The following is a 24,191-nucleotide window of genomic DNA, read 5'->3' on the forward strand; positions in this document are numbered from 1 at the left end:
ATGGGCAAGGAAAAATTCAATCGCGGCAAACCGCACGTCAACATTGGCACGATTGGTCACGTTGACCACGGCAAGACGAGCCTGACTGCTGCGATCACCAAGGTTTTGGCCGAGAAGGGTGGCGCGACGTTTACGGCGTACGACAACATCGACCGTGCACCTGAAGAGAAGGCGCGCGGGATCACCATTTCGACCTCGCACGTGGAATATGAGACGGAAAACCGTCACTATGCGCACGTGGACTGCCCGGGTCACGCTGACTATGTGAAGAACATGATCACCGGTGCGGCGCAGATGGACGGCGCGATCCTTGTGGTTTCGGCCGCTGACGGCCCGATGCCGCAGACGCGCGAGCACATCCTGCTTGGCCGCCAGGTCGGTATTCCGGCGCTTGTGGTGTTCCTCAACAAGGTCGACCAGGTGGACGACGAGGAACTGCTTGAGCTGGTCGAGCTCGAAGTGCGCGAGCTGCTGAGCTCGTACGAATACCCCGGTGACGACATTCCGATCACCAAGGGTTCGGCGCTGATGGCGCTTGAAGACAAGCGTCCGGAAATCGGCCGCGATGCGGTTCTGGCGCTGATGGACACCGTGGATGCCTACATCCCGACCCCTGAGCGTCCCAAGGACCTGCCGTTCCTGATGCCGGTTGAAGACGTGTTCTCGATCTCGGGTCGCGGTACGGTTGTGACCGGTCGCGTCGAGCGCGGCATCATCAAGGTCGGTGAAGAAGTCGAGATCGTTGGGATCAAGCCGACGATGAAGACGACGGTGACCGGCGTTGAAATGTTCCGCAAGCTGCTCGATTCGGGCGAAGCTGGCGACAACATCGGTGCGCTGGTGCGTGGTGTGGATCGCACCCAGGTTGAGCGCGGCCAGGTGCTGTGCAAGCCGGGTTCTGTGACCCCGCACACCAAGTTCGAAGCCGAGGTCTATATCCTGACCAAGGAAGAGGGTGGCCGTCACACGCCGTTCTTTACCAACTACCGTCCGCAGTTCTACTTCCGCACGACCGACGTGACGGGTGTTGTGACGCTCAATGACGGTGTCGAGATGGTGATGCCCGGCGACAATGTTAAGATCAACGTCGAGCTGATCGTTCCGATCGCGATGGACGAAAAGCTGCGCTTCGCGATCCGCGAAGGCGGTCGTACCGTCGGCTCGGGCGTCGTGTCCAAAATCGTCGCATAATACGCGAAAACAAATGAGAGTGCGGTGCGCCTTAGCGCGCGCCGCGGTCCTTTTTTCGGGATAGAACACAATGAACGGTCAGAATATTCGCATCCGGCTCAAGGCGTTCGACCATCGCGTGCTCGACAATTCGACCCGCGAGATCGTCAACACGGCCAAGCGCACGGGCGCGCAGGTTCGCGGTCCCATTCCGCTGCCGACGCGAATTGACAAATACACCGTCAACCGGTCGCCTCACGTCAACAAGAAGAGCCGCGAGCAGTTTGAGATCCGGACGCATAAGCGCCTTCTCGACATCGTGGATCCGACGCCGCAGACGGTCGACGCCCTGATGAAGCTCGACCTCGCCGCCGGCGTGGACGTGGAAATCAAGCTCTAAGTCAAAGCGTATTCGACGTCTTTCGCTTTGGTGGGTCCTCTTGAAAAAATGACCCGGAAAGACGCGTAAAAAAGAGAAGGTAACAACCGATGCGTTCTGGATTGATCGCACAGAAGCTGGGAATGACCCGCATCTTCACAGATGACGGTGCTCATGTTCCCGTTACCGTCCTGGCGCTGCAGGGTTGCCAGGTGGTGGGCCAGCGGACGCAGGAAAAGGACGGCTACGTGGCGCTGCAGCTCGGCGCCGGTTCCGTCAAGGTCAAGAATGTGAACAAGGCCCAGCGCGGGCAATATGCCGCCGCCAAGGTGGAGCCGAAGCGCAAGGTCGTCGAGTTCCGTGTTAGCGAAGACAACCTGATCGAAGTCGGTGCTGAGCTTCAGGCAGACCACTTCATCGAAGGCCAGCTCGTGGACGTCACGGGTACTTCGATCGGTAAGGGTTTTGCGGGAGCGATGAAGCGCCACAACTTCGGTGGACTTCGGGCTTCGCACGGTGTGTCGATCTCGCACCGTTCGCATGGTTCGACCGGTAACAGCCAGGACCCCGGCAAGGTGTTCAAGGGCAAGAAGATGGCCGGTCACATGGGTGATGTTCGCGTTACGACGCAGAACGTCAAGATCGTGAAGACCGACGTTGAGCGTGGGCTGATCATGGTCCAGGGTTCGGTTCCGGGCGCCAAGGGCGGCTGGATCCAGATTCGCGACGCCGTCAAGAAGGCGGCGCCGGAAGGTGTTGCACGTCCCGGTTCGTTCAAGGCTGTCGCAGCTGCAAATGGGGAAAGTGCATAATGGAACTCCAGGTCACAACCCTTGAGGGTACTTCGGCCGGCAAGGTGACGCTCGACGAGACCGTTTTCGGTCTTGAGCCCCGCGCCGACCTCATCCAGCGCATGGTGCGGTATCAGCTGCTCAAGCGCATGGCCGGCACGCACGACGTCAAGAACCGTGCGGAAGTCGCTCTGACGGGCAAGAAGTCCGTTCGTCAGAAGGGCAGCGGCGGTGCGCGTCACGGCTCGCGGCGCGCCAACATCTTCCGTGGTGGTGGCCGTGCTTTCGGTCCGACCCCGCGCAGCCATGCGATCGATCTGCCCAAGAAGGTGAGGGCACTTGCCCTCAAGCATGCCCTGTCCGCCAAGGCGAAAGCCGGCGAACTGGTCATCCTCGACAAGGCGGTCGCCGATGCCCCCAAGACCAGCGCGCTGCGCGAGGTTTTCGGCAAGCTCGGCTTCAACAATGCGCTGATCATCGGCGGCAACGAACTGGACACCAATTTCGCGCTTGCAGCGCGCAATATTCCCCAGATCGACGTGCTTCCGGCCCAGGGCATCAACGTTTACGACATTCTGCGTCGTGAGAAGCTCGTCCTGACCCGGGATGCTCTCGCCGCGCTGGAGGGCCGGTTCCAATGAGCGCGCTCAAGCATTACGACATCATCCGCAATCCGGTCGTGACTGAAAAGTCCACGATGGCTTCGGAGCACGGCCAGGTCGTTTTCGACGTGGCGATCGATGCGACCAAGCCCGAGATCAAGGAAGCCGTCGAGGCTCTGTTCTCGGTCAAGGTCAAGGCGGTCAACACGATCGTGCGCAAGGGCAAGGTGAAGCGGTTCCGCAACATGCTCGGCACCCGCAAGGATGTCAAAAAGGCTATCGTCACGCTTGTTGACGGCCAGTCCATCGACATCTCGACCGGCTTGTAAGAAGGCGGGAAGGAAGAGTTCAAATGGCTTTGAAACATTATAATCCGAGCTCGCCAGGGCGCCGCCAGCTTGTCGGTATCGACCGTTCCGATCTGTGGAAGGGCAACCCGGTCAAGAAGCTGACTGAAGGCCTGAGCAAGTCCGGTGGTCGCAACAATCACGGGCGCACCACGGTGTACTCGCGTGGTGGCGGTCACAAGCGTCGCTATCGTCTGGTTGACTTCAAGCGTAACAAGTTTGACGTCGTCGGCACGATCGAGCGCCTCGAATACGACCCCAACCGCAGTGCCTTCATTGCGCTGGTGAACTACGAAGACGGTGAGCAGGCCTACATCCTTGCGCCGCAGCGCGTTGCTGCAGGGGACAAGGTGATTGCGTCGATGAATTCGGTCGACGTGAAGCCGGGCAACGCGATGCCGCTCGAAAAGATGCCGGTTGGCACGATCGTGCACAACATCGAGCTCAAGCCCAAGAAGGGCGGCCAGATGGCGCGCTCGGCGGGTGCTTATGCTCAGTATGTTGGCCGCGACTCGGGTTGGGCGATCCTTCGCCTCAACTCCGGTGAGCAGCGCCTTGTGCACGGCACCTGCATGGCGACCGTCGGTTCGGTTTCCAACCCCGAGCACTCCAACACCTCGATCGGCAAGGCCGGGCGTGCGCGTTGGCTGGGCCGTCGTCCGACTGTTCGTGGCGTTGCCATGAACCCGGTCGATCACCCGCATGGTGGTGGTGAGGGCCGGACCTCGGGTGGTCGTCACCCGGTTACGCCGTGGGGCAAGCCTACCAAGGGCAAGCGCACCCGCACCAATAAGGCGACGGACAAGTTCATCGTTCGCTCGCGGCACCTCAAGAAGGGCAGATAAGCTATGGCACGTTCCGTCTGGAAAGGCCCGTTTGTCGACGGGTATCTGCTGAAGAAGGCAGACAAGGTCCGGGAATCGGGCCGCAACGAAGTGATCAAGATCTGGAGCCGTCGCTCTACGATCCTGCCGCAGTTCGTTGGCCTTACCTTCGGCGTCTATAACGGTCAGAAGCATGTTCCGGTGAGCGTCACCGAAGACATGATCGGCCACAAGTTCGGTGAGTTCTCGCCCACGCGCACCTATTACGGGCACGCGGCCGACAAGAAGGCGAGGAGGAAGTAACCATGGGCAAGCAGAAGCGTGAGCGCACGCTCAAGGATACTGAGGCCAGAGCAGTGCTTCGCATGCTGCGGACCAGTCCGCAGAAGCTGAACCTGGTCGCTGCCCAGATCCGCGGCAAGAACGTGGATCGGGCCCTCGCGGAACTGGCTTTCTCGCGCAAGCGGATTGCCATTCCGGTCAGGAAGGCGCTGGAAAGCGCCATCGCCAACGCCGAGAACAACCACGGTCTGGACACCGATGCTCTTGTGGTATCGGAAGCCTTTGTCGGCAAGGCACTGGTCATGAAGCGCTTCAAGCCGCGGGCTCGCGGACGTGGCGCTCGCATCGAGAAGCCGTTCTCGCACCTGACCATTGTCGTCCGTGAAGTCGAGGAGGCCGTCTGATGGGCCAGAAAGTTAATCCGATCGGGCTTCGCCTCGGCATCAACCGCACCTGGGATTCCCGTTGGTACGCCAACAAGGGTGAGTACGGTTCGCTGCTGCAGGAAGACCTCAAGATTCGCGAAATGCTGGAGCAGGAGCTCAAGCAGGCCGCCGTTTCGAAGATCGTTATCGAGCGTCCGCACCGCAAGTGCCGCATCTCGATCCACTCGGCTCGTCCGGGCATCGTGATCGGCAAGAAGGGCGCGGATATCGAGAAGATCCGCAACAAGGTCAAGAAGTTCACCAACTCGGAAGTGCACATCAACATCGTTGAAGTGCGCAAGCCGGAAACCGATGCGACGCTGGTTGCACAGGGCATTGCCCAGCAGCTGGAACGCCGCGTTGCCTTCCGTCGGGCCATGAAGCGTGCCGTGCAGACGGCAATGCGGATGGGCGCGCAGGGCATTCGGGTGAACGTGGGTGGCCGTCTCGGCGGTGCGGATATCGCACGGACCGAGTGGTACCGCGAAGGCCGGGTTCCGCTTCACACTCTTCGTGCCGACATTGACTACGGTGTTGCCGAAGCCGAGACCACCTACGGGATCATTGGCATCAAGGTCTGGATCTTCAAGGGCGAGATCATGGAGCATGATCCGATGGCTCATGAACGTCGCGCTACCGAAGGTGGCGACTCCGGCGGTCAGGGTCGCCGCGGTCCGGCTGCGAGCTGATAGGACTATAAGAAATGCTGCAACCGAAACGTACAAAGTTCCGTAAGGCTCACAAGGGCCGGATCCATGGGGTCGCCAAAGGCGGCACCACCCTGAATTTTGGCGAATATGGCTTGAAGGCTCAGGAACCTGAGCGTATAAGCGCCCGCCAGATCGAGGCAGCACGCCGTGCGATGACTCGCTACATGAAGCGTGCTGGCCGTGTCTGGATCCGGGTATTCCCGGATTTGCCAGTGTCGTCCAAGCCGACTGAAGTCCGTATGGGTAAGGGCAAGGGGGCTCCAGAATTCTGGGCCGCTCGCGTCAAACCCGGTCGGGTGATGTTCGAAATCGACGGCGTAAGTGAAGAAGTTGCGCGTGAAGCTCTGCGTCTGGCGGCGATGAAGTTGCCGATCAAGACGCGGTTTGTCAGCCGCATTGCAGACTAAAGGACGTTTGAGCGATGAAGCCGAGCGACGTTAGGGCCAAGACGGTTGATGAACTCAAAGATGAGCTCGTGAGCCTGAAGAAAGAACAATTCAACCTGCGTTTCCAGCGCGCTACCCAGCAGCTGGAGAACACTTCGCAGGTCCGCAAGGTCCGCCGCAATATTGCGCGTGTGAAGACCGTGCTGGCCGAGAAGTCTGCGGCAGGCCAGTAAGGAGTCAGACATGCCCAAGCGTATCCTGCAGGGGACTGTGGTCTCCGACAAGAATGACAAGACGGTCGTGGTCAGCGTCGAACGCCGCTTCACCCACCCGATCCTGAAGAAGACCGTTCGCCGGTCCAAGAACTATCATGCCCATGACGAAGCCAATGTGGCCAAGGTTGGGGATATTGTTCAGATCGAAGAATGTGCTCCGATCTCAAGGAACAAGCGCTGGACGCTCGTGAGCCAGGCGTAAGCGCGAGCTAATAAAGAGATCAAGTGCCGTGCCGGCTGCCGGACGCGGACCAATGATAAAAGAAGGCAACCAGTCATGATTCAGATGCAAACAAATCTCGACGTGGCCGACAATTCGGGCGCCCGTCGTGTTATGTGCATCAAGGTGCTGGGCGGTTCGCATCGCAAGTATGCGTCTGTTGGCGACATCATCGTGGTGTCGGTCAAGGACGCGATCCCGCGCGGCCGCGTCAAGAAGGGCCAGGTGATGAAAGCAGTGGTGGTTCGCACCGCTTCCGATATCCGCCGCCCCGATGGCACCGTGATCCGTTTTGACCGCAATGCGGCGGTCATCATCAACAATAACAAGGAACCGATCGGCACGCGTATTTTTGGCCCGGTTCCTCGCGAGCTGCGCGCGAAAAATCACATGAAGATCATTTCGCTCGCGCCGGAGGTGCTGTAATGGCTGCCAAAATCAAGAAGGGCGATAAGGTCATCGTCCTCACTGGCAAGGACAAGGGCAAGACCGGGCAGGTGCTCCAGGTCATCCCTACCGAGACCCGTGCGATCGTTCAGGGCATCAATCTGGTCCGTCGCCATCAGCGGCAGACGGCCAGCCAGGATGGCGGAATCTTCACCAAGGAAGCTTCGATCCATCTGAGCAATATTGCGCTGCTCGACGCCAAGGACAACAAGCCGACCCGCGTCGGTTTCAAGATCGAAGACGGCGTGAAGAAGCGCGTCGCTAAGCGTTCCGGAGAAGTGATCGATGGCTGAGATCTATATTCCGCGCCTGCGTACCCATTATGACAACGTGGTGCGTGCCGGTCTCACCGAGACCTTCAACTATGCCAACCCGATGCAGATCCCGAAGCTTGAGAAGGTCGTTCTCAACATGGGCGTCGGGGAAGCGGTTGCGGATTCCAAGAAGGTGAAGGCCGCGCAGGCCGATCTTGAGAAGATCGCCGGCCAGAAGCCCGTGATCACTCATGCCCGTACGTCGATCGCAGGCTTCAAGCTGCGCGAAGGCATGCCGCTCGGGGTCAAGGTTACCCTGCGCGAAGCCCGTATGTACGAGTTTATCGATCGCCTGGTGAACGTCGCCCTGCCGCGCGTTCGCGACTTCCGGGGCCTGAACCCCAACAGCTTCGATGGCCGCGGTAACTTTGCCATGGGCATCAAGGAGCACATCGTGTTCCCCGAGATCAACTATGACCAGATCGATCAGGTCTGGGGCATGGACGTGATCGTCTGCACCACTGCACAGACCGATGATGAAGCGCGTGCGCTTCTCAAGGCGTTCAATTTCCCGTTCCGCCAGTAAGCGGATAACGGGAAGAGAGACGAAAGAGAGATTTGGATGGCTAAAGTTAGCTCCATCGAAAAGAACAAGCGGCGCGCCAAGCTCGCCAAGCAGTACGCTGAGAAGCGTGCCGCGCTCAAGGCGAAGACCCGGGACGAATCGCTCAGCTTTGAGGAGCGCTTTTCCGCTCAGCTCAAGCTGGCCGAACTGCCCCGCAATGCGTCGCCGGTCCGGGTTCGCAATCGCTGCGAAGTGTCGGGTCGCCCGCGCGGCTATTATCGCAAGCTGCGGTTGAGCCGTGTCGCGCTGCGTGAACTCGGTTCGATGGGCAAGATCCCTGGCCTGGTCAAGTCGAGCTGGTAAGGAAAAAACAAGATGACTATCATCGATCCGCTTGGCGATATGCTCACTCGTATCCGCAACGCGCAGATGCGTCGCCGTGATAACGTTCGTACGCCTGCGTCGAGCCTGCGCGCGAACGTGCTGGAGGTCCTCAAGACCGAAGGCTTCATCCGCGGTTATTCGGAAGTGACCGGCGAGACCGGCATGGCCGAGTTCAGCATCGAGCTCAAGTATTCGGATAGCCAGCCGGTGATCCGTGAATTGCAGCGGGTGTCCAAGCCCGGCCGTCGTGTGTACGCGTCGGTCAAGAACATTCCCGTAGTCGGCAATGGTCTGGGTGTTTCGATCCTCTCCACCCCCAAGGGTGTGATGGCGGATCACCAGGCACGTGCTGAAAATGTTGGCGGTGAGGTCCTCTGCCGCGTCTTCTAAGGCGCGAAGAGGAGACCCCACCAACTAGAAGACGAAAAGGCTAAGAAAATGTCGCGTATTGGCAAACAGCCGGTAGCCCCGGTCAGCGGCGTGACGGTTACGGTGGATGGCCAGACGGTCACTGCCAAGGGTTCGAAAGGCGAACTCTCGGTCGTGCTTGTTGATCTGGTCAAGCCCGAGATGACCGAAGAAGGGGTTCTCGTCACACCCGTCGACGAGAGTCGCGAGGCCCGTGCGGCCTGGGGGATGTCGCGGACCCTTGTGCACAATATCGTCGTCGGTGTTTCCACCGGGTTCGAGCGCAAGCTCGCAATCTCCGGCGTTGGCTATCGCGCCCAGATGCAGGGATCGGACCTCAAGCTGTCCCTGGGTTTCAGCCATGAAGTGATTTTCAAGGCTCCGGACGGGATCACGCTTGCATCTCCGACGCAGACCGAGATCATCGTCACCGGGATCGACAAGCAGCAGGTTGGCCAGGTCGCGGCCAACATTCGCGAGTTCCGGCCGCCGGAGCCCTATAAGGGCAAGGGTGTGCGTTATGCGGACGAAGTTATCGTCCGTAAGGAAGGCAAGAAGAAGTAAGGATTGGTCGAGATGGCTAAGCTTTCTGGTATCGAACGCCGCAAGATGCGTGTTCGCCGGGCATTGAAGGCCCGGGCCAACGGTCGTCCGCGCCTGTCGGTCTTCCGTTCGGAGAAAAATATTTCTGCGCAGATCATCGACGATGCGAATGGCGTGACGCTTGCGTCCGCTTCCTCGCTCGAAAAGGATCTCAAGATCGAAAATGGCGCCAATCAGGATGGCGCAGCCCAGATCGGCAAGGTGCTCGCTGAGCGTGCCACCAAGGCCGGCGTGGGCGAGGTCATTTTCGACCGCGGCGCATATCTTTTCCATGGTCGGGTCAAGGCCCTGGCCGATGCAGCCCGCGAGGGCGGGCTGAGCTTCTGACAAGCTCAGCCAGAACCGAAATTACGAAGAGCTGGTAACGATGAGAGACTTTCAAGAGCGCGACAGCGAGTTTGTAGATCGCCTGGTGCACATCAATCGCGTGGCCAAGGTTGTGAAGGGTGGCCGGCGGTTCGGTTTTGCCGCGCTCGTGGTCGTCGGTGATCAGAAGGGCCGGGTCGGCTTCGGCCATGGCAAGGCGCGCGAAGTGCCGGAAGCCATCCGCAAGGCCACGGAGCAGGCCAAGCGTCAGATGATCCGTGTTCCGCTGCGCGAAGCCCGTACCCTGCACCATGACGTTCATGGCCGCCACGGCGCTGGCAAGGTGATCCTGCGTACGGCTCCGGCCGGTACCGGTATCATCGCCGGTGGTCCGATGCGCGCTGTGTTCGAGACCCTTGGGATCAACGATATCGTGGCCAAGAGCCAGGGTTCGGCAAATCCCTACAACATGATCCGCGCCACGTTCGACGCTCTCAAGAATGTCGACAGCCCCCGTTCGGTGGCGGCCCGACGCGGCTTGAAGGTTTCCGAGCTGCAGGCCCGTCGCGGTGAAGCAGCCGTCGAGGCCTGATAGGCCGCGCGAGGAGAATGATTATGGCTAAGAAGACCATTACCGTAGAGCAGATCGGCTCGCCGATCCGCCGTCAGGCCGACCAGCGCGCTACGCTTATCGGGCTTGGGCTCAACAAGATGCATCGCCGCCGTGAGCTGGAGGATACGCCTTCGGTTCGTGGCATGATTTCCAAGGTCGGACACCTGGTCCGGATCGTGGACGAGAACTAGATTTTGCCTGGTAGCATTGCGGAACGGGCAACCGTCAACGCAATGCACCGAAAGGATTTGTCACATGAAACTCAATCAGATCGCTGACAAGCCCGGTGCCAATAAGACCAAGGTTCGCGTCGGACGTGGCCTCGGTTCGGGCCTTGGCAAGACCGGCGGCCGCGGCGTCAAGGGCCAGAAGTCCCGCTCCGGCGTGTCCATCAATGGCTTTGAAGGCGGGCAGATGCCGCTTCACATGCGCATGCCGAAGCGTGGCTTCAATAATGCGTTCGCCAAGAAGTGGAATGCCGTGCGTCTTGATCGCATCCAGACCTATATCGATAGCGGCAAGCTCGATGCCAAGGGTGTGGTGGATGTCAACGCGCTCGTCGCGGCTGGCGTGATCCGCCGGGCCAAGGACGGTGTCCGTCTGATCAATGGCGGCGAGTTCAAGGCCTCCAAGGTGACCTTCAAGGTCGATCACGCTTCTGCCGGCGCAATTGCCGCCGTTGAAGCGGTCGGCGGAAAAGTCGAAGTCACCGGCAAGCCGGTCGAAGCTGAATAATCGATTGCGACTTTGGAGCGCGCCCTGCAATCATCCCGTACCGTGGGGATTGCAAGAGGGCGCGCTCTGACTATATCTGAGCATTGTCTTGCATGACGACTCCGTCGAGGAGACGTACTAGGGACAATTCTTCGGACCATCGCGGTCCGGTCCTGCTCTACAAGCTACTTCAGAGGGAGCCGTCATGGCGTCTGCAGCCGAGCAATTGGCCCGTAATCTGAGTTTTTCCACCTTCTCCAAGGCCAAGGAACTTCAGAAGCGGATTTTATTTACTCTTGGCGCGCTGCTCGTTTATCGACTCGGCACCTATATTCCGATTCCGGGGATCGATCCGGACGCGTTCGCCTCGACGTTCCAGCAGGCGCAGGGTGGAATTTTCGGACTGTTCAACATGTTCGCCGGTGGCGCTGTCGAGCGCCTGGCGATCTTTGCGCTGAACCTCATTCCCTATATCACGGCCTCGATCGTCATCCAGGTGATGACAACGGCGTCGCCGCGCCTCGAAGCGCTGAAGAAGGAAGGGGAGAGCGGTCGCCGCAAGATCAACCAGTACACGCGCTATCTCACGGTCGTCTTCTGTGCGGTTCAGGCCTATGGCATTGCCATCGGGCTGGAGGCCAGCGAGGGCGTCGTCGCCGATCCGGGCTGGTTCTTCCGCATTTCGACCGTCATCACGCTGGTCGGTGGCACGATGTTCCTGATGTGGATCGGTGAGCAGATGACCGCGCGCGGTGTGGGTAACGGCATTTCGCTGATCATTTTCGCCGGTATTGTCGCCTCGCTGCCCGCCACTCTGGCCCAGACGCTGGAGTTGAGCCGCACGGGTGCATTGCCCACGCTGGCCGTGGTCGGCATCCTGGTCGGTGCTGTGGTGGTGATCACGGTGATCGTGTTCTTCGAGCGCGCCCAGCGGCGCCTTCTGATTCAGTATCCAAAGCGCCAGGTCGGCAACAAGATGTATCAGGGCGATACGTCCCACCTGCCGCTCAAGCTCAACACGGCTGGCGTTATTCCGGTGATTTTCGCCTCGTCGCTGCTGTTGCTTCCCGCGACGATCGCCACCTTCTCTGCACAGGGCGATGCGCCGGTGTGGTTGCAGTATATTTCTGCCGTGCTTGGACGCGGGCAGCCGCTCTATCTGGGGCTGTTTGCGGCGATGATCATCTTCTTCTCGTTCTTTTACACGTCGATCGTGTTCAATCCGACCGAGACGGCCGATAACCTCAAGCGCTCGGGTGGCTTTATCCCGGGCATCCGTCCGGGCGAACGGACCGCCCAGCATATCGACTATGTCCTCACGCGCGTCACCGTGGTTGGCGCGATCTATCTGACAGTGGTTGCCCTGATCCCTGAAGTGTTCCTGAGCCAGCTCAACATTTCGGCATTCCTCGGCGGCACGTCGCTGCTGATCATGGTCACGGTGACACTCGATACCGTCAGCCAGATTCAAAGCCATCTGATTGCGCAGCAATATGAGGGCATGGTCAAGAAATCGCGTCTAGGGGGACGCAGACGATGAGACTGGTACTATTGGGCCCTCCGGGCGCAGGCAAAGGAACGCAGGCGCAGATTTTGGTGGAGACCTATTCTATCCCGCAGCTTTCGACCGGCGACATGCTCCGGGCCGCTATTGCGCAGAAGACGCCCCTCGGCCTCGAAGCCAAGGCGATCGTCGATCGCGGAGATCTCGTGTCGGACGACATTGTTTCGGGCATTATTTCCGAACGCATGGATCAGGCCGATTGCGCTAATGGGTTTGTGCTCGACGGGTTTCCGCGCACTATCGCCCAGGCCGAAGCGCTGACCCATATGCTCGACCGCAAGGGTCTGCATCTGGATGCGGTGATCGAGATCAAGGCCGATCCCGACGTTCTCGTCGAGCGGATCATCAACCGTGCCAAGGAAAGCGGCGGGGCGCGGTCCGACGATAACGAAGAGGTGCTGCGCAAGCGTCTCGGCGTCTATACCGAGCAAACCGCCCCGCTGGTCAGTTTCTATGACACTCGGGGGCTGCTCAGGTCGGTGGATGGAATGGCACCGATCGAAGAGGTGACCGCTGCCATCAAGGCCGCGATACACCAGGATTAAGGGTTGGAGCTTGCGGACATGGTTGACTCCAGGCCCGTAAGCCCTTAGAACCGCGCCCAGTCTCAGAAATTTCGAGGGCTGGATTCGGTTCCTTCCGTAAAGAGAGGGGGATCGAATGCCGGTCCCTTGTTGTTGAACGACACAGGGCATTTGTGCCCTCATATCAAGGAGATCCAGCATGGCTCGTATTGCTGGCGTCAATATCCCGACGAACAAGCGCGTGATCATCGCGTTGCAGTACATTCACGGGATTGGGCCGAAAATGGCCTCGGAAATTTGCGAGAAAGTCAGCATCCCGGCCGAGCGCCGCGTGAATGAGCTGACTGACGCAGAAGTGATCCAGATCCGCGAAACCATCGACCGTGACTATCAGGTCGAGGGTGATCTGCGCCGTACGGTTGCCATGAACATCAAGCGTTTGATGGATCTGGGCAACTATCGTGGCCTGCGTCACCGTCGTGGTCTGCCGGTGCGCGGTCAGCGTACCCATACCAACGCACGTACCCGCAAGGGTCCGGCAAAGCCGATTGCAGGCAAGAAGAAATAAGCGGAAGCGGGGTGGCGAATGCGACGGGAAACCGTTTGGTGCATTCGCTATTCTTTTTCGCAAGGTGTAGCCGCTGGCATGACGGCGGCGCTAGATATCGACCAGAGGAAGTAAATGGCTAAAAGTGAAACAACCCGCGTTCGTCGTCGCGAGCGCAAGAATATCAGTGCTGGCGTTGCACACGTGAACGCCTCGTTCAACAACACCATGGTTACCATCACCGACGTGCAGGGCAACACGATTTCGTGGTCGTCCGCCGGAACGATGGGGTTCAAGGGCTCGCGCAAGTCGACGCCCTTTGCTGCCCAGATGGCCGCTGAAGATGCTGCCAAGAAGGCGCAGGAACACGGCATGAAGACCCTTGAGGTCGAAGTTCGCGGTCCGGGTTCGGGCCGTGAGTCTGCACTGCGGGCTCTCCAGGCCGCAGGTTTCACTGTTACTTCCATCCGGGACGTTACATCCATTCCGCATAATGGCTGCCGTCCGCGCAAGCGTCGTCGCGTCTAAGTGAATCGAACCCCGGCAGGGCCAGTCGGGGTTCGTTTACCGTTTGCGGCATGCGGCCGGGCAGGGCCGCGATTTTGAAAGGAAGTTGGACGTGATGATCCAGAAAAACTGGCAGGAACTGATTAAGCCGACCAAGCTCGACATCGTTCCGGGCAGCGATTCCGCGCGCATCGCCTCCGTGGTCGCCGAGCCGCTTGAACGCGGCTATGGCTTGACCCTGGGCAATACGTTGCGCCGTGTGCTGCTCTCGTCGTTGCAGGGTGCGGCCATTACCGCCATCCAGATCGATGGCGTCTTGCACGAGTTCTCGTCGATTCCGGGTGTGCGCGAGGACGTAACCGACCTCGTGCTGAACATCAAGGAAATCGCCATCAAGATGGAAGACGAGGGGCCCAAGCGCCTCACGCTTTCCAAGCAGGGGCCGGGTGCCGTTACGGCAAACGACATCAAGACCACCGGCGATATTGAAGTCCTCAACCCCGACCTCGTGATTTGCCATCTCGACGACGGCGCTGAAATCAATATCGAATTCACCGTCAACACCGGCAAGGGCTATGTGCCGGCGGACCGGAACAAGCCCGAGGATGCGCCGATTGGCTATATCGCCATCGATGCGCTGTTCTCGCCGGTCAAGCGGGTCTCTTACAAGGTCGAGAAGACCCGTGAGGGGCAGAACCTCGACTTTGACAAGCTGACCCTGCAGATCGAAACCAACGGCGCTGTGACGCCTGAGGATGCGCTGGCGTTTGCGGCGCGGATCGTTCAGGACCAGCTGTCGGTGTTCGTGAACTTCGAAGAGCCGACCAAGGAAAAGGCCGAGGATGCTACGCCGGAACTGGCGTTCAACCCCGCGCTGCTCAAGAAGGTCGACGAACTCGAACTGTCGGTGCGTTCGGCCAACTGTCTCAAGAACGACAACATCGTCTATATCGGCGATCTCATCCAGAAGACGGAAGCGGAGATGCTTCGCACGCCGAACTTCGGGCGCAAGTCGCTCAACGAGATCAAGGAAGTGCTGGCCCAGATGGGTCTGCATCTTGGGATGGATGTCAACAACTGGCCGCCTGAAAACATTGAAGACCTCGCCAAGCGTTACGAAGATCATTATTGATTTTCCGCTCGGATATCAGGAACTTAGGAGAGTACCATGCGCCACGGTAAAGCCGGCCGCAAACTGAACCGGACCTCTTCGCATCGCAAGGCGATGTTCAAGAACATGTCCGCTGCGCTTATCAAGCACGAGCAGATCGTGACCACTTTGCCCAAGGCAAAGGAACTGCGCCCGATCGTGGAAAAGCTGATCACGCTGGGCAAGCGCGGTGATCTGCACTCGCGCCGCCAGGCCATCGCCCAGATCGGCGATGAGGCCATGGCCAAGAAGTTGTTCGAAGTTCTCGGACCGCGCTACAAGGACCGCAACGGGGGCTATACCCGTGTTCTTAAAGCAGGATTCCGCCACGGCGATAACGCGCCGGTCGGTGTGATCGAGTTCGTGGACCGCGATGTGGATGCACGCGGGCAGGACTCGGGCCCGACTGCGGATTTCGTCCGCGAGAGCGAAACTGAAGCAGCATAAGCGCTTCAGACAGACATGAAAAAGGCGGCCTCCGAGCCGCCTTTTTTGTTGCCCGAAATCGGGGAAAACGCTCCGAACCTTTGGGTAAAATGTATGGAGTTAGTAAAAATCAGGCGCCAATTGCCTGTCAGATGGCCACAAAATCAACGGCTCGAATGGCCTTGGGCAAAAAAGTGGAAATTCAGTCCGGGCGATGGAGGTTCCACGCCGAATAGAGGGCGGCCAGCTCGTGCCGATCATGGCAGAAGACACAGGGGATGCCGAGGCTGAGAACGTGCTCGCGGGTGCCGCCTGCCTTGTTACGTGTTTTCCAGAGCCAGGCGATCATTTCCAGTTTGACCGAGTCATGGCCACCGGCAAGGCCGCCGGGCCGGCGGCGCGGGGAGAGGCTGCGCCGGACATAACGGAGCGTACGGATGAGGAGGGTGTCGTCGAGGACGATAATGCCGGTGGTGCGCTGAAGGCGCTTTGGCATCAAGATGGAATAGGAGCCGTCCATGATCCAGGCGGGCTGGCTAATAGCCGCATCATGAAGGGCGGCGAATTCGCTATCGGGACGCTGCTCCCAATCGGTATGGGGCAGGTGGCGAAGCCGGTCGAGATGGATCGCGGGAACACCAAGTTTGGCACCCAGCGCTTCGGCCAGGGTTGACTTGCCGGAATTGGTGGGGCCGAGCACCATGATGCGCGGCCCCAGAGTGTGCACCGGGGGATACCCCGCCATCAGACGAGGATATCGTCGACCCAATAGAGGTCGCGGCGGTCGAAGCCGTTGAACGGGGTGAGGGACGCCTGGGTGTAGGCACCCATCAGCCCGAACTCGATGTAATCGTCCTCGGCAATGGATTCGGGCAGGATGAAGCTCTGGGGCAGCATGTCGTAGCTGTCACAGGTGGGGCCGAAAATGGTGAAGCCCCAGCTTTCGCCGGTGAGGATGCGATCGCCGCGCCAGACGCGCAGCGGCGGCATGAACTCGACGATCATGGCCTCCATCAGCGAGCCATAGACGCCATCATTGAGATAGACGGACTGTTCGCCCCGCTGGTGCTTTACGCGCAGGAGCAGGGAGGTCGATCCGGTGACAAGGCCGCGACCGGGCTCGGCGATCAGTTGGGGTTTCGTCGACCCGAAGGTGTCGGCAACGGCTGTGCGAATGGTGTCGAAATAGACATCGAGCGGAGGCGCGGAACTGGACGGATAGGTGGCGGGGAAGCCGCCGCCGACATTGAGTCGGCCAAGTTCAATGCCCGAGGCCAGTGCGATGCGGCCAGCCGCTGCGATATGGCGCTCATAGGCATAGGCATCCTCGCACTGGCTGCCGACATGGAAGCACAGGGAGGTGGAATAGCCCATGGCCTTGGTCAGCGTGCAGATCGAGATCGCGCCATCTTCCATGACCCCGAACTTGGTGCCGAAATCGTAGGATTTGAGCGCCTTGCCGGCCTTGAAGCGCACGGTCACCTCGACGTCTTCCGAAGGGGGGATGACGGCAGCGAGCTGATCGAGCTGGGCCACGTGGTCGATGGTGAACGAGCGCACCCCGAATTCCTCATAGGCGCGGGCGATTTCGCGCCGCGACTTGATGGGGTTGTTGTAGTGCATGGTGGCACCGGGGGCGTATTGGTTGATGAGCGCCATTTCAGTATTGGACGCGACATCGTACGCCGTGAGCCCTTCACGGTGCATGATTTCAAGGATATGCGGGGACGGATTGGCCTTGACCGCATAGGTCAGAAGGCCATCGAAGCCCGATTTGAACGTGTCGATGGCGTTGACGAGAAGACGTTCGGAAAACAGGAAGCTGGGATTATCCGGCTCCTCTGCGGCAATCAGTTCAGCAGTGTTCGCATAGCGGCGAGACGGTGCACGACCCATTGACCTTGATACCTTGTACCGGGGGTTGAAAGCGCGGGTGTATAGGCTGCATTGCCCCCCTCTGCAATGCCCATTTATGCTGGACGAACTCCGGGGGCTGACGCGATGTTGAGCACGTTTGCGTATCCGACTCAACGGGGGGATGACGCAGACGGTTCCCTGATCGGGCATGTGGGGTGAATCGGAACCGGCAGAGCGGCCATCTTACCGGATTGTCACTTGATTGCGCGTTTTTGCAGCCTAGACTCCAGCGTCTGTTTTGCCGAACCGACCCTGGCCGGTCCTGTGCCCGATTTGCGGATGGTTGCCCATGTTTCGACAGATTCTCATAGCCCTTGTGATTGCCGCCGTGCCGCTGGCGGGTCATGCGCAGGCCGAGCGGCAGGTGCCCCAGAGCCAGGAACAGGTGCAGCTCTCCTATGCACCCATCGTGCGCGAGGTGGCTCCAGCCGTGGTCAATGTCTATGCCACGCGGGTGGAGCAACGCCGCACCAGTTTCGGCGATCCGTTCTTTGACCAGTTTTTCGGGCGCTCGCCCTTGTTCCAGCAGCGGCCCCAGACGTCGCAATCGCTTGGCTCGGGGGTGATCGTCGATGAAGCGGGGATGATCCTGACCAACAATCACGTGGTGGACGGAGCCACCGATATCCGCGTGGTGACCAATGACGGGCGGGAATATCCGGTACAACTGGTGCTGGCCGATGCGGCGACCGATCTGGCGGTGTTGCAGGTCAACGCGCCGGACATGCGGTTTCCGGTGGTGGAGTTCGCTGATTCCGATCTGCTCGAAGTCGGCGACCTTGTGCTCGCGATCGGCAATCCGTTCGGGGTGGGGCAATCGGTTTCGAGCGGGATCGTTTCGGCGCTGGCGCGCACCGGCATGGGCATCACCGATTATCAGTTTTTCATCCAGACCGACGCGGCGATCAACCCGGGCAATTCGGGTGGCGCGCTGGTGGATATGAACGGGCGGCTGATCGGGATCAATACCGCCATCTTCACCCGCTCGGGCGGCTCGCAGGGCATCGGCTTTGCCATTCCCTCCAACATGGCGCGGGTGATTGCCGTTGCGGGCGAGGGGGGCGGAGAGATCGTGCGCCCCTGGCTCGGGGCGCAGATGCAGATGCTGGATGGCGATCTGGCGGCGAGCCTGGGGCTGGCGACGCCCCGTGGCGCGCTGATCACCGATGTGGCACCCGACAGCCCGGCAGCCGAGGCGGGGCTTGCGCCCGGCGACGTGATTACCGCCATCGATGGGGTTGAGGTGCAGGACCCCGAGGCGCTGAACTATCGGGTGGCCACCAAGACGCTGGGGGCAACCGCTACTCTCGCCCTGTGGCGCAATGGGGCCGAGGCCACGGCTGATCTGGTGCTGGCCGCGCCGCCGCCCGCCAGCGATCGTCAGGTGACCATTGCGGGCAATACCCGCTTTGCCGGCACGGTGGCGGAAGAGCTGACCCCCGCGCGGGCACAGCAATTGGGGCTGGGCTTTTCGGCGCAGGGGGTGGCGGTGACCGACGTGCAGGCGGGGAGCCCCGCCGCAATGATGGGGTTGCGGGTGGGCGACGTGATCGTCTCGCTGAACGGCATGGAGATTCGTGATATTGAAACCTTCGAATCCGTTGCCAGCCAGCGGCCCCGTTCCTGGCAGATCATTCTGCAACGCGGCGGGCAGATCATCCGTTCTGTGGTGAGCGGCTGACGCCACAGCGCCGCCAAGAGAGGACCATGAGCGATCTTTTTTCCGATGGCCTGCCATCGTCGCGCCCGGTGGACGAGCCGGGCACCGACCGTCCGCTGGCCGACCGGTTGCGGCCCGCGACGCTCGATGAGGTGATCGGGCAGGCCCATATTCTGGGCCCGGAAGGCACGTTGCGGCGCATGCTGGCTTCGGGCCGCATGGGATCGCTGATCCTGTGGGGCCCGCCGGGGACCGGCAAGACCACCGTGGCGCGGCTCTTGGCCGACGCCGCCGATTATCGGTTCGAGCAGATTTCGGCGATTTTTTCCGGGGTGGCGGACCTGAAATAGGTGTTCGAGGCGGCGCGCATGGCGCGTCGGGCCGGGCAGCGCACGCTGTTGTTCGTCGATGAAATCCATCGCTTCAATCGGGCGCAGCAGGACAGCTTTCTGCCGGTGATGGAAGACGGCACCGTGGTGCTGGTGGGGGCGACCACCGAAAACCCCAGTTTCGAACTCAATGCGGCGCTGTTGAGCCGGGCGCAGGTGCTCAAATTCGGCAGCCTCGATCGCGACGATCTGGCCGCTTTGGCGGCGCGGGCCGAGGCAGAGCTGGGGCGCGAGCTGCCGCTCGATGCGGATGCGCGCGAGGTGCTGATCGGACTGGCCGATGGCGACGGCAGGGCATTGCTGGGGCTGGTGGAGGAAGTCGTCGCGGCGACGGCAGAGGACGAGGTGCTCGACCCCCAAGGGCTGGCGCGGCTGGTGCAACGGCGGGCCCCGATCTACGACAAGAGCCAGGATGGCCATTACAACCTGATTTCGGCGCTGCACAAATCGGTGCGCGGATCGGACCCGGATGCGGCGCTGTATTATTTCGCGCGCATGGTGGATGCGGGCGAGGACCCGATGTTTCTGGCGCGGCGGCTGATCCGCATGGCGGTCGAGGATATCGGCATGGCCGATCCGCAGGCGCTGCCGATCTCGATTGCCGCCAAGGACGCCTATCACATGCTCGGCTCGCCCGAGGGGGAGCTGGCGCTGGCCCAGGTGGCCGTGTATCTGGCGACGGCCCCCAAATCCAACGCGCTTTACAACGCCTATAACCGGGCGCTGGCGCTGGCGAAAAAAACCGGCTCGCCAACCCCGCCCATGGCGATTTTGAACGCGCCGACCAAGCTGATGAAATCGGAAGGGTATGGCGAGGGCTATATCTATGACCACGATACGCCGGAGGGGTTTTCCGGACAGGAATATTTTCCTGAAACGATCGGGCGACAGGATTTCTACCACCCGGTGGAGCGCGGCTTCGAGCGCGAGATCAAAAAGCGCATGGAGTATTTCGGCAAGCTCCGGGCGGCGAAACGCGGGGGGTAGGGGGAGGGGGGCGCGTCGTCCCGGACCGGAGCGACAGCGTAGCGATCGGCAGACACCGCGATTCTCCCCGGCGCTGCCGGTTACTGGATCCCGGATCAAGTCCGGGATGACAGGGGTGGGGGCAGAGGCACCTTTGAATCGACGCAGAGTTGCGCCATATTGGGTCCATGACATTGACGCTGGATATCTCCGAGAGCCTGAAGGCGCGCGTCGATGCGATTGCGCGGCGCTCGCGCCTATCCGCGTCTGAGGTGATCGCTGACGCTCTGGAGAATGGCTATTCTCTGGAATGGCAGGAACAGTATCTCGATCGGGTAGAGGCCGGCTTGGCTGCGGCGGACGCTGGGGACTTCGCCAGCGAAGATGATCTGGCGCGGGTTCGCAACAAGCATCGCTCCGGTTGATGCGGGTCCGGTGGACGCGACCGGCGCTGGCCGATCTCGAAGCCATCGGGGACCATATTGCAGCGGACAGCCCAGACGCCGCCTATCGCCTGATCAACGGGATTATCGATCGTGTGGACAGCATCCTTTCTGACGCACCCGCTGTGGGGCGGGAAGGCAGGGTGGGCGGCACGCGGGAACTGATCATGCCTAAAATGCCGTATATCGTCGTTTATCGCTTCGATGACAGTGTTGAGATTATCGCGGTCCGACATACAGCGCGCCGATGGCCGGAAACGTTCCGACGCTAAATGTCTCATGACGCTGGCCGCAATTCCCGCTAGAAGAGCCGCGAAAGAACGGGGTTTTTGTCGATGAGCGGCGTACAATTGCGGGAAGTGGCGCGGGATGAGGATGGGATGCGGCTGGACCGCTGGTTTTCCATCCATTTCGCGCAACTCAGTTTCGGACGGCTGCAGAAGCTTTTGCGGTCGGGGCAGGTGCGGGTCGATAGCGGTCGGGTGCAGACCAATACACGGCTGGCGGCGGGGCAGATGGTGCGGGTGCCGCCGCTGGGCGATGCGCCGGAGCCGCAAGTGCGCCAGCCGCGCATCAATGAAAAAGACGCCCAGTTCCTGCGCGACCTGATCCTTTATGAGGATGAGGAGGTGTATGTGTTCAACAAGCCCCACGGTCTGGCCGTGCAGGGCGGGTCGGGCACCAAGCGCCATCTGGATGGTATGCTCAAATCACTGCCCAACAAGAAGGGCGAGGCCCCGCGGCTGGTGCATCGGCTGGACCGGGATACGTCGGGGTGTGTGCTGGTGGCCAAGACACGGGCGGCGGCGAGCCATTTCGGCACTGTGTTCCGCTCGCGGTCGGCCCGCAAGATCTATTGGGCGGTGACGGTGGGCGTGCCAAATCCGCGCCAGGGCCGCATTTCATGCTTCATGGCGCGGCAGGCGACGCAGGATGGCGAGCAGATGGTCGTTGTCGAAAATGGTGTCGATGGCGCGCAGCATTCGGTGAGCTATTATTCGGTAACCGATACGGCGGCCAACCAGTTTGCCTGGGTAACCTTGAAGCCGGTAACCGGACGCACGCACCAGTTGCGGGTGCATATGATGGAACTGGGGACGCCGATCGTCGATGATCCGCGCTATAACCAGCTCGACAACTGGAACTGGGAGCGCCCGGACGATCTGGGACAAGGGCTGCATCTGCATGCGCGGCGGCTGGCACTGCCGTTGCGCAATGGCAAGCGGCTGGACGTGACCGCCCCGCTGCCGCCGCATATGCGCCAGACATTTGATGTGCTGGGGTTCAACGCCGACCAGTATGATGTGCAGGATTCCGATCCGGAAGAGGAGGGGTACTGATGCGGGACTTTCTCGAAGACGCCATCCAGCATCAGGATGCCGGGGCGGGGCGGGCGCAAAAGGACGCGCTGCGCGAACTGCCCAAGCGGTTTTATACCGATGTGGGGGTGACAGAGGCGGACGGGGCCTATGCGGTGACGCTGGACAACCGGCCCACCAAGACGCCGACCGGCAAGCCCGTGCGTGTCACCAGCGAGGCGCTGGCTGAGCAGATGCGGGCGGAATGGGCGGCGCAAGGCACCCATATCGACCCCGACCTGATGCCGCATGTCAAACTGATCAACTCGGCCACCGAAGGCGGCGCAGAGGCGCAGCCCGCGCTGGTTGACGAGGTCATCACCTATGCCGGCAACGACATGCTGCTCTATCGCGCCGATACGCCACGCGAACTGGTGGAGCGGCAGGAGCAGGTCTGGGACGATGTGCTGGTGCGGCTGGCGCGGCATTTTTCGGTGAGTTTTCAGCCAACGGTGGGGATCATCCACAAGGCGCAGGCGCCGGAGATGCTGGAGAGGCTGCGGGCGTCGCTGACAGAACTCGACTACCTTGCCGTGACCGCCATGGTGTCACTGACCGGGCTGACCGGCTCGGGGCTGCTGGCCATCGCGCTGCGCGAAGGGCTTATCGACCGCGACGCGGCTTGGGCGGCAGCGCATGTGGATGAAGACTACCAGATTTCGCTGTGGGGTGAGGATTTCGAAGCCTCGGAACGGCGCAAGCACCGCCGGACCGAATTCGACGCGGCGGTCAATGTGCTGGATGCTTTGAAATAGGCTGGAAATCCCCGGTCAGGGCGTCCAGCCCGGCAGGGCAATGGCCTGCTCAATCCAGCGTGTGAGAAGGGATTCGTCGAACGGGTCGGTCTCATAGACATCGAGCCAGCGGACATCCTGGCTGCGCTCGGTGCCGCCGGGCGGGATCGGATCGAGGGATTTTCCGTCGAAAAACGTGACCTTCACATATTTGGTGAAGACGTGAGTTGAAAGAAAGTAGCCCTTGCCGGGCGCGGCATAGAAGGGCGAATTCCAGCGCACGGCCTTTTGCACATCGGGAACCGTCTTTTCGATGAGGGTGTCGAGGCGCTTGCCGAAGCCGCTTTTCCACCCCGGCATGGCGGCGATATAGGCCTGCACCGGGGCATCGCCATCGGCCTTGGCGATCTGTGGATTGCCGCCCGAAAGCAGCACAACGGGCTTGTCGGGCGGTTGGGCCATGATCGCTCCTTATCTTGTCGTGCTTTTGCTTGCCTCAGCCTTCCGCCCGGACAACAGCCTTTTCGAGATTGGCCAGATGCTGGGTCCAGCCGGCGCGGGCGCCATGGAAGGCCTGCTTCTGCTCGGGCCCGAAGCCAACCTGCTCAACGCGTAGATGGGTGCCGTTGTCTGTCGGGGTGAGGGTGAAGGTCACCACGCTTCTGAGGTCAAAGGCGGGGTCGGAGTTTGGATGATTCCACGTGTAGGACAGGGATTGATGGGGATCGAGCGAGAGCACCTCGCAATCGACGCCGCCCCAATCACCGCTGAGGCGGAAATGTCGCCCGACCTCGGGCTGGAAGTCATTTTTCATCAGCCATTCGGCGATCATTTCCGACTGGGTGAGGGCGCGCCAGATCTTTTCCGGCGGATAGGCGATTTCCCGTTCGATGACGACGGAAAGTGCTTCGGGCTGGGGCTGGGTCATTGATCCATCCTTTCGAGGAGGTTTTCGAGGTTGTCCAACCGGCTTTCCCAGAACCCGGTCATCGAACTGGTCCAGTCGATCAGCGGGGCGAGCGCGCCGGGCCGGGCGCTGTAGTGGGTATTGCGGCCAGAGGGGCGGTCGAGCACCAGACCGGCCTGCCGCAGGACGCCAAGGTGGCGCGACACGACAGGCTGGGACACCCCCGCATGGGCGGTGAGCGCGGCGACCGTCTGCTCGCCCTCACGGCACAGCCGCTCAAAAATGGCGCGCCGTGTGGGATCGGCGAGGGTGCGAAACAGAAGGTCGGGCGTGGCGGACATCAATCGATACCTGACTGGCTATGCGTTTATTGATAGCCGGGCGGGTATGGATC

Annotated in this window: 38 protein-coding genes and 1 pseudogene; 34 read left to right on the forward strand and 5 right to left on the reverse strand. The window is 60.8% G+C overall.

The genetic code is table 11. The features are described 5' to 3' along the window. From tuf to rplQ, 28 genes are all read left to right on the forward strand, one after another. The gene (gene tuf / locus VNS12_RS00530; protein WP_325485884.1) at positions 1-1,191 is read left to right on the forward strand and encodes an elongation factor Tu; all 1,191 of its coding nucleotides are present in this window, start codon (positions 1-3) and stop codon (positions 1,189-1,191) included. Between the two features lie 70 nt (positions 1,192-1,261). Further along, complete coding sequence (gene rpsJ, locus VNS12_RS00535) at positions 1,262-1,570, forward strand: 30S ribosomal protein S10 (protein WP_325485885.1); 309 nt, start codon at positions 1,262-1,264, stop codon at positions 1,568-1,570. An 89-nt stretch (positions 1,571-1,659) separates the two neighbouring features. After that, entirely contained in the window at positions 1,660-2,361 is a 702-nt protein-coding gene (gene rplC, locus VNS12_RS00540) for a 50S ribosomal protein L3 (RefSeq protein ID WP_325485886.1), read from the forward strand. Then, positions 2,361-2,981 carry a 50S ribosomal protein L4 gene (gene rplD / locus VNS12_RS00545; protein ID WP_325485887.1) on the forward strand — a complete coding sequence of 207 codons (621 nt, stop codon included), beginning with the start codon at positions 2,361-2,363 and terminating at the stop codon, positions 2,979-2,981. The genes rplC and rplD overlap by 1 nt, the downstream gene beginning before the upstream one ends. After that, on the forward strand, positions 2,978-3,271 hold the full coding sequence (locus tag VNS12_RS00550; protein ID WP_325485888.1) for a 50S ribosomal protein L23: 294 nt from the start codon (positions 2,978-2,980) through the stop codon (positions 3,269-3,271). The genes rplD and VNS12_RS00550 overlap by 4 nt, the downstream gene beginning before the upstream one ends. A 23-nt stretch (positions 3,272-3,294) precedes the next feature. Continuing rightward, on the forward strand, positions 3,295-4,134 hold the full coding sequence (rplB, locus tag VNS12_RS00555; protein WP_325485889.1) for a 50S ribosomal protein L2: 840 nt from the start codon (positions 3,295-3,297) through the stop codon (positions 4,132-4,134). Positions 4,135-4,137: 3 nt separating this feature from the next. Further along, positions 4,138-4,416 carry a 30S ribosomal protein S19 gene (gene rpsS, locus VNS12_RS00560; protein WP_325485890.1) on the forward strand — a complete coding sequence of 93 codons (279 nt, stop codon included), beginning with the start codon at positions 4,138-4,140 and terminating at the stop codon, positions 4,414-4,416. Positions 4,417-4,418: 2 nt separating this feature from the next. Then, positions 4,419-4,799, forward strand: a complete 381-nt coding sequence (gene rplV, locus VNS12_RS00565; RefSeq protein WP_325485891.1) for a 50S ribosomal protein L22 — start codon at positions 4,419-4,421, stop codon at positions 4,797-4,799. Then, the gene (gene rpsC / locus VNS12_RS00570; protein ID WP_325485892.1) at positions 4,799-5,509 is read left to right on the forward strand and encodes a 30S ribosomal protein S3; all 711 of its coding nucleotides are present in this window, start codon (positions 4,799-4,801) and stop codon (positions 5,507-5,509) included. Before rplV ends, rpsC begins: the two co-directional genes overlap by 1 nt. Before the next feature lie 14 nt (positions 5,510-5,523). Continuing rightward, positions 5,524-5,937 (forward strand): 50S ribosomal protein L16, encoded by a 414-nt coding sequence (gene rplP, locus VNS12_RS00575; protein WP_325485893.1) that lies wholly within the window; start codon positions 5,524-5,526, stop codon positions 5,935-5,937. Positions 5,938-5,951: 14 nt separating this feature from the next. Next, a complete protein-coding gene (rpmC, locus tag VNS12_RS00580) occupies positions 5,952-6,149 on the forward strand; it encodes a 50S ribosomal protein L29 (RefSeq protein ID WP_325485894.1) in 198 nt (65 codons plus the stop codon). A gap of 10 nt (positions 6,150-6,159) precedes the next feature. After that, positions 6,160-6,393 (forward strand): 30S ribosomal protein S17, encoded by a 234-nt coding sequence (gene rpsQ / locus VNS12_RS00585; protein ID WP_325485895.1) that lies wholly within the window; start codon positions 6,160-6,162, stop codon positions 6,391-6,393. A gap of 75 nt (positions 6,394-6,468) precedes the next feature. Further along, complete coding sequence (gene rplN, locus VNS12_RS00590) at positions 6,469-6,837, forward strand: 50S ribosomal protein L14 (protein ID WP_114644921.1); 369 nt, start codon at positions 6,469-6,471, stop codon at positions 6,835-6,837. Beyond that, positions 6,837-7,151 (forward strand): 50S ribosomal protein L24, encoded by a 315-nt coding sequence (gene rplX / locus VNS12_RS00595; protein ID WP_325485896.1) that lies wholly within the window; start codon positions 6,837-6,839, stop codon positions 7,149-7,151. The genes rplN and rplX overlap by 1 nt, the downstream gene beginning before the upstream one ends. Further along, positions 7,144-7,698 (forward strand): 50S ribosomal protein L5, encoded by a 555-nt coding sequence (gene rplE / locus VNS12_RS00600; RefSeq protein WP_325485897.1) that lies wholly within the window; start codon positions 7,144-7,146, stop codon positions 7,696-7,698. The genes rplX and rplE overlap by 8 nt, the downstream gene beginning before the upstream one ends. Before the next feature lie 36 nt (positions 7,699-7,734). Further along, positions 7,735-8,040, forward strand: a complete 306-nt coding sequence (rpsN, locus tag VNS12_RS00605) for a 30S ribosomal protein S14 (RefSeq protein WP_325485898.1) — start codon at positions 7,735-7,737, stop codon at positions 8,038-8,040. Positions 8,041-8,052: 12 nt separating this feature from the next. Then, positions 8,053-8,451: a 30S ribosomal protein S8 gene (gene rpsH, locus VNS12_RS00610; protein ID WP_325485899.1), complete on the forward strand. Its 399-nt coding sequence runs from the start codon at positions 8,053-8,055 to the stop codon at positions 8,449-8,451. A 48-nt stretch (positions 8,452-8,499) separates the two neighbouring features. After that, on the forward strand, positions 8,500-9,033 hold the full coding sequence (gene rplF / locus VNS12_RS00615) for a 50S ribosomal protein L6 (RefSeq protein ID WP_325485900.1): 534 nt from the start codon (positions 8,500-8,502) through the stop codon (positions 9,031-9,033). 12 nt (positions 9,034-9,045) lie between these two features. Further along, positions 9,046-9,399: a 50S ribosomal protein L18 gene (rplR, locus tag VNS12_RS00620; protein ID WP_325485901.1), complete on the forward strand. Its 354-nt coding sequence runs from the start codon at positions 9,046-9,048 to the stop codon at positions 9,397-9,399. A 40-nt stretch (positions 9,400-9,439) separates the two neighbouring features. Next, positions 9,440-9,970, forward strand: coding sequence for a 30S ribosomal protein S5 (gene rpsE / locus VNS12_RS00625; RefSeq protein ID WP_325485902.1), 531 nt, complete (start codon positions 9,440-9,442; stop codon positions 9,968-9,970). A 23-nt stretch (positions 9,971-9,993) separates the two neighbouring features. Further along, positions 9,994-10,182 (forward strand): 50S ribosomal protein L30, encoded by a 189-nt coding sequence (rpmD, locus tag VNS12_RS00630; protein WP_325485903.1) that lies wholly within the window; start codon positions 9,994-9,996, stop codon positions 10,180-10,182. Positions 10,183-10,246: 64 nt separating this feature from the next. Continuing rightward, positions 10,247-10,726 (forward strand): 50S ribosomal protein L15, encoded by a 480-nt coding sequence (rplO, locus tag VNS12_RS00635; RefSeq protein WP_325485904.1) that lies wholly within the window; start codon positions 10,247-10,249, stop codon positions 10,724-10,726. A 184-nt stretch (positions 10,727-10,910) separates the two neighbouring features. After that, entirely contained in the window at positions 10,911-12,245 is a 1,335-nt protein-coding gene (gene secY, locus VNS12_RS00640; protein WP_325485905.1) for a preprotein translocase subunit SecY, read from the forward strand. Continuing rightward, complete coding sequence (locus VNS12_RS00645) at positions 12,242-12,814, forward strand: adenylate kinase (protein ID WP_325485906.1); 573 nt, start codon at positions 12,242-12,244, stop codon at positions 12,812-12,814. Before secY ends, VNS12_RS00645 begins: the two co-directional genes overlap by 4 nt. Positions 12,815-12,992: 178 nt before the next feature. Further along, positions 12,993-13,361, forward strand: a complete 369-nt coding sequence (gene rpsM, locus VNS12_RS00650) for a 30S ribosomal protein S13 (protein ID WP_325485907.1) — start codon at positions 12,993-12,995, stop codon at positions 13,359-13,361. 114 nt (positions 13,362-13,475) lie between these two features. Then, positions 13,476-13,868, forward strand: a complete 393-nt coding sequence (rpsK, locus tag VNS12_RS00655) for a 30S ribosomal protein S11 (RefSeq protein ID WP_325485908.1) — start codon at positions 13,476-13,478, stop codon at positions 13,866-13,868. 94 nt (positions 13,869-13,962) lie between these two features. After that, complete coding sequence (locus VNS12_RS00660; RefSeq protein WP_325485993.1) at positions 13,963-14,979, forward strand: DNA-directed RNA polymerase subunit alpha; 1,017 nt, start codon at positions 13,963-13,965, stop codon at positions 14,977-14,979. Positions 14,980-15,015: 36 nt separating this feature from the next. After that, on the forward strand, positions 15,016-15,444 hold the full coding sequence (gene rplQ / locus VNS12_RS00665; protein WP_325485909.1) for a 50S ribosomal protein L17: 429 nt from the start codon (positions 15,016-15,018) through the stop codon (positions 15,442-15,444). A gap of 181 nt (positions 15,445-15,625) precedes the next feature. Here the strand turns inward: rplQ and VNS12_RS00670 are convergent, their stop codons facing one another. Both VNS12_RS00670 and VNS12_RS00675 read right to left on the reverse strand, forming a co-directional pair. Then, positions 15,626-16,168, reverse strand: coding sequence for a P-loop NTPase family protein (locus tag VNS12_RS00670; protein ID WP_325485910.1), 543 nt, complete (start codon positions 16,166-16,168; stop codon positions 15,626-15,628). Next, positions 16,168-17,319 (reverse strand): type III PLP-dependent enzyme domain-containing protein, encoded by a 1,152-nt coding sequence (locus tag VNS12_RS00675; protein WP_325485911.1) that lies wholly within the window; start codon positions 17,317-17,319, stop codon positions 16,168-16,170. The genes VNS12_RS00670 and VNS12_RS00675 overlap by 1 nt, the downstream gene beginning before the upstream one ends. A 310-nt stretch (positions 17,320-17,629) precedes the next feature. Between VNS12_RS00675 and VNS12_RS00680 the strand changes: the two genes are divergently transcribed. The 6 genes and pseudogenes from VNS12_RS00680 (at position 17,630) to VNS12_RS00705 (ending at position 22,911) form a co-directional block, all read left to right on the forward strand. Then, on the forward strand, positions 17,630-19,021 hold the full coding sequence (locus VNS12_RS00680) for a DegQ family serine endoprotease (protein WP_325485912.1): 1,392 nt from the start codon (positions 17,630-17,632) through the stop codon (positions 19,019-19,021). 26 nt (positions 19,022-19,047) lie between these two features. Continuing rightward, positions 19,048-20,376: pseudogene (locus VNS12_RS00685) on the forward strand (replication-associated recombination protein A). Positions 20,377-20,543: 167 nt separating this feature from the next. Continuing rightward, positions 20,544-20,780 carry a ribbon-helix-helix protein, CopG family gene (locus tag VNS12_RS00690; protein ID WP_325485913.1) on the forward strand — a complete coding sequence of 79 codons (237 nt, stop codon included), beginning with the start codon at positions 20,544-20,546 and terminating at the stop codon, positions 20,778-20,780. Further along, the gene (locus VNS12_RS00695) at positions 20,780-21,070 is read left to right on the forward strand and encodes a type II toxin-antitoxin system RelE/ParE family toxin (protein WP_325485914.1); all 291 of its coding nucleotides are present in this window, start codon (positions 20,780-20,782) and stop codon (positions 21,068-21,070) included. Before VNS12_RS00690 ends, VNS12_RS00695 begins: the two co-directional genes overlap by 1 nt. Before the next feature lie 63 nt (positions 21,071-21,133). After that, positions 21,134-22,138: an RluA family pseudouridine synthase gene (locus VNS12_RS00700; protein WP_325485915.1), complete on the forward strand. Its 1,005-nt coding sequence runs from the start codon at positions 21,134-21,136 to the stop codon at positions 22,136-22,138. Continuing rightward, positions 22,138-22,911, forward strand: a complete 774-nt coding sequence (locus tag VNS12_RS00705; protein ID WP_325485916.1) for an ATP12 family chaperone protein — start codon at positions 22,138-22,140, stop codon at positions 22,909-22,911. The genes VNS12_RS00700 and VNS12_RS00705 overlap by 1 nt, the downstream gene beginning before the upstream one ends. 15 nt (positions 22,912-22,926) lie before the next feature. On the opposite strand, the gene VNS12_RS00710 is transcribed toward VNS12_RS00705, so the two are convergent. The 3 genes from VNS12_RS00710 to VNS12_RS00720 are packed head-to-tail and all read right to left on the reverse strand — an operon-like array spanning position 22,927 to position 24,138. Beyond that, entirely contained in the window at positions 22,927-23,352 is a 426-nt protein-coding gene (locus tag VNS12_RS00710) for a DUF1801 domain-containing protein (RefSeq protein WP_325485917.1), read from the reverse strand. Positions 23,353-23,386: 34 nt separating this feature from the next. Further along, entirely contained in the window at positions 23,387-23,818 is a 432-nt protein-coding gene (locus tag VNS12_RS00715; RefSeq protein WP_325485918.1) for an SRPBCC family protein, read from the reverse strand. Then, positions 23,815-24,138: an ArsR/SmtB family transcription factor gene (locus VNS12_RS00720; RefSeq protein WP_325485919.1), complete on the reverse strand. Its 324-nt coding sequence runs from the start codon at positions 24,136-24,138 to the stop codon at positions 23,815-23,817. Before VNS12_RS00720 ends, VNS12_RS00715 begins: the two co-directional genes overlap by 4 nt. Positions 24,139-24,191: the final 53 nt, after the last annotated feature.

The organism is Pelagibacterium sp. (assembly GCF_035555455.1).
In the GTDB taxonomy this organism is placed as follows: Bacteria; Pseudomonadota; Alphaproteobacteria; order Rhizobiales; family Devosiaceae; genus Pelagibacterium.

Excerpts from the sequence above, each read along its gene's own strand:
- tuf (WP_325485884.1), top strand. The coding sequence starts at position 1 with ATGGGCAAGGAAAAATTCAATCGCGGCAAACCGCACGTCAACATTGGC.
- rpsJ (WP_325485885.1), top strand. The coding sequence starts at position 1,262 with ATGAACGGTCAGAATATTCGCATCCGGCTCAAGGCGTTCGACCATCGC.
- rplC (WP_325485886.1), top strand. The coding sequence starts at position 1,660 with ATGCGTTCTGGATTGATCGCACAGAAGCTGGGAATGACCCGCATCTTC.
- rplD (WP_325485887.1), top strand. The coding sequence starts at position 2,361 with ATGGAACTCCAGGTCACAACCCTTGAGGGTACTTCGGCCGGCAAGGTG.
- VNS12_RS00550 (WP_325485888.1), top strand. The coding sequence starts at position 2,978 with ATGAGCGCGCTCAAGCATTACGACATCATCCGCAATCCGGTCGTGACT.
- rplB (WP_325485889.1), top strand. The coding sequence starts at position 3,295 with ATGGCTTTGAAACATTATAATCCGAGCTCGCCAGGGCGCCGCCAGCTT.
- rpsS (WP_325485890.1), top strand. The coding sequence starts at position 4,138 with ATGGCACGTTCCGTCTGGAAAGGCCCGTTTGTCGACGGGTATCTGCTG.
- rplV (WP_325485891.1), top strand. The coding sequence starts at position 4,419 with ATGGGCAAGCAGAAGCGTGAGCGCACGCTCAAGGATACTGAGGCCAGA.
- rpsC (WP_325485892.1), top strand. The coding sequence starts at position 4,799 with ATGGGCCAGAAAGTTAATCCGATCGGGCTTCGCCTCGGCATCAACCGC.
- rplP (WP_325485893.1), top strand. The coding sequence starts at position 5,524 with ATGCTGCAACCGAAACGTACAAAGTTCCGTAAGGCTCACAAGGGCCGG.
- rpmC (WP_325485894.1), top strand. The coding sequence starts at position 5,952 with ATGAAGCCGAGCGACGTTAGGGCCAAGACGGTTGATGAACTCAAAGAT.
- rpsQ (WP_325485895.1), top strand. The coding sequence starts at position 6,160 with ATGCCCAAGCGTATCCTGCAGGGGACTGTGGTCTCCGACAAGAATGAC.
- rplN (WP_114644921.1), top strand. The coding sequence starts at position 6,469 with ATGATTCAGATGCAAACAAATCTCGACGTGGCCGACAATTCGGGCGCC.
- rplX (WP_325485896.1), top strand. The coding sequence starts at position 6,837 with ATGGCTGCCAAAATCAAGAAGGGCGATAAGGTCATCGTCCTCACTGGC.
- rplE (WP_325485897.1), top strand. The coding sequence starts at position 7,144 with ATGGCTGAGATCTATATTCCGCGCCTGCGTACCCATTATGACAACGTG.
- rpsN (WP_325485898.1), top strand. The coding sequence starts at position 7,735 with ATGGCTAAAGTTAGCTCCATCGAAAAGAACAAGCGGCGCGCCAAGCTC.
- rpsH (WP_325485899.1), top strand. The coding sequence starts at position 8,053 with ATGACTATCATCGATCCGCTTGGCGATATGCTCACTCGTATCCGCAAC.
- rplF (WP_325485900.1), top strand. The coding sequence starts at position 8,500 with ATGTCGCGTATTGGCAAACAGCCGGTAGCCCCGGTCAGCGGCGTGACG.
- rplR (WP_325485901.1), top strand. The coding sequence starts at position 9,046 with ATGGCTAAGCTTTCTGGTATCGAACGCCGCAAGATGCGTGTTCGCCGG.
- rpsE (WP_325485902.1), top strand. The coding sequence starts at position 9,440 with ATGAGAGACTTTCAAGAGCGCGACAGCGAGTTTGTAGATCGCCTGGTG.
- rpmD (WP_325485903.1), top strand. The coding sequence starts at position 9,994 with ATGGCTAAGAAGACCATTACCGTAGAGCAGATCGGCTCGCCGATCCGC.
- rplO (WP_325485904.1), top strand. The coding sequence starts at position 10,247 with ATGAAACTCAATCAGATCGCTGACAAGCCCGGTGCCAATAAGACCAAG.
- secY (WP_325485905.1), top strand. The coding sequence starts at position 10,911 with ATGGCGTCTGCAGCCGAGCAATTGGCCCGTAATCTGAGTTTTTCCACC.
- VNS12_RS00645 (WP_325485906.1), top strand. The coding sequence starts at position 12,242 with ATGAGACTGGTACTATTGGGCCCTCCGGGCGCAGGCAAAGGAACGCAG.
- rpsM (WP_325485907.1), top strand. The coding sequence starts at position 12,993 with ATGGCTCGTATTGCTGGCGTCAATATCCCGACGAACAAGCGCGTGATC.
- rpsK (WP_325485908.1), top strand. The coding sequence starts at position 13,476 with ATGGCTAAAAGTGAAACAACCCGCGTTCGTCGTCGCGAGCGCAAGAAT.
- VNS12_RS00660 (WP_325485993.1), top strand. The coding sequence starts at position 13,963 with ATGATCCAGAAAAACTGGCAGGAACTGATTAAGCCGACCAAGCTCGAC.
- rplQ (WP_325485909.1), top strand. The coding sequence starts at position 15,016 with ATGCGCCACGGTAAAGCCGGCCGCAAACTGAACCGGACCTCTTCGCAT.
- VNS12_RS00670 (WP_325485910.1), bottom strand. The coding sequence starts at position 16,168 with ATGGCGGGGTATCCCCCGGTGCACACTCTGGGGCCGCGCATCATGGTG.
- VNS12_RS00675 (WP_325485911.1), bottom strand. The coding sequence starts at position 17,319 with ATGGGTCGTGCACCGTCTCGCCGCTATGCGAACACTGCTGAACTGATT.
- VNS12_RS00680 (WP_325485912.1), top strand. The coding sequence starts at position 17,630 with ATGTTTCGACAGATTCTCATAGCCCTTGTGATTGCCGCCGTGCCGCTG.
- VNS12_RS00690 (WP_325485913.1), top strand. The coding sequence starts at position 20,544 with ATGACATTGACGCTGGATATCTCCGAGAGCCTGAAGGCGCGCGTCGAT.
- VNS12_RS00695 (WP_325485914.1), top strand. The coding sequence starts at position 20,780 with ATGCGGGTCCGGTGGACGCGACCGGCGCTGGCCGATCTCGAAGCCATC.
- VNS12_RS00700 (WP_325485915.1), top strand. The coding sequence starts at position 21,134 with ATGAGCGGCGTACAATTGCGGGAAGTGGCGCGGGATGAGGATGGGATG.
- VNS12_RS00705 (WP_325485916.1), top strand. The coding sequence starts at position 22,138 with ATGCGGGACTTTCTCGAAGACGCCATCCAGCATCAGGATGCCGGGGCG.
- VNS12_RS00710 (WP_325485917.1), bottom strand. The coding sequence starts at position 23,352 with ATGGCCCAACCGCCCGACAAGCCCGTTGTGCTGCTTTCGGGCGGCAAT.
- VNS12_RS00715 (WP_325485918.1), bottom strand. The coding sequence starts at position 23,818 with ATGACCCAGCCCCAGCCCGAAGCACTTTCCGTCGTCATCGAACGGGAA.
- VNS12_RS00720 (WP_325485919.1), bottom strand. The coding sequence starts at position 24,138 with ATGTCCGCCACGCCCGACCTTCTGTTTCGCACCCTCGCCGATCCCACA.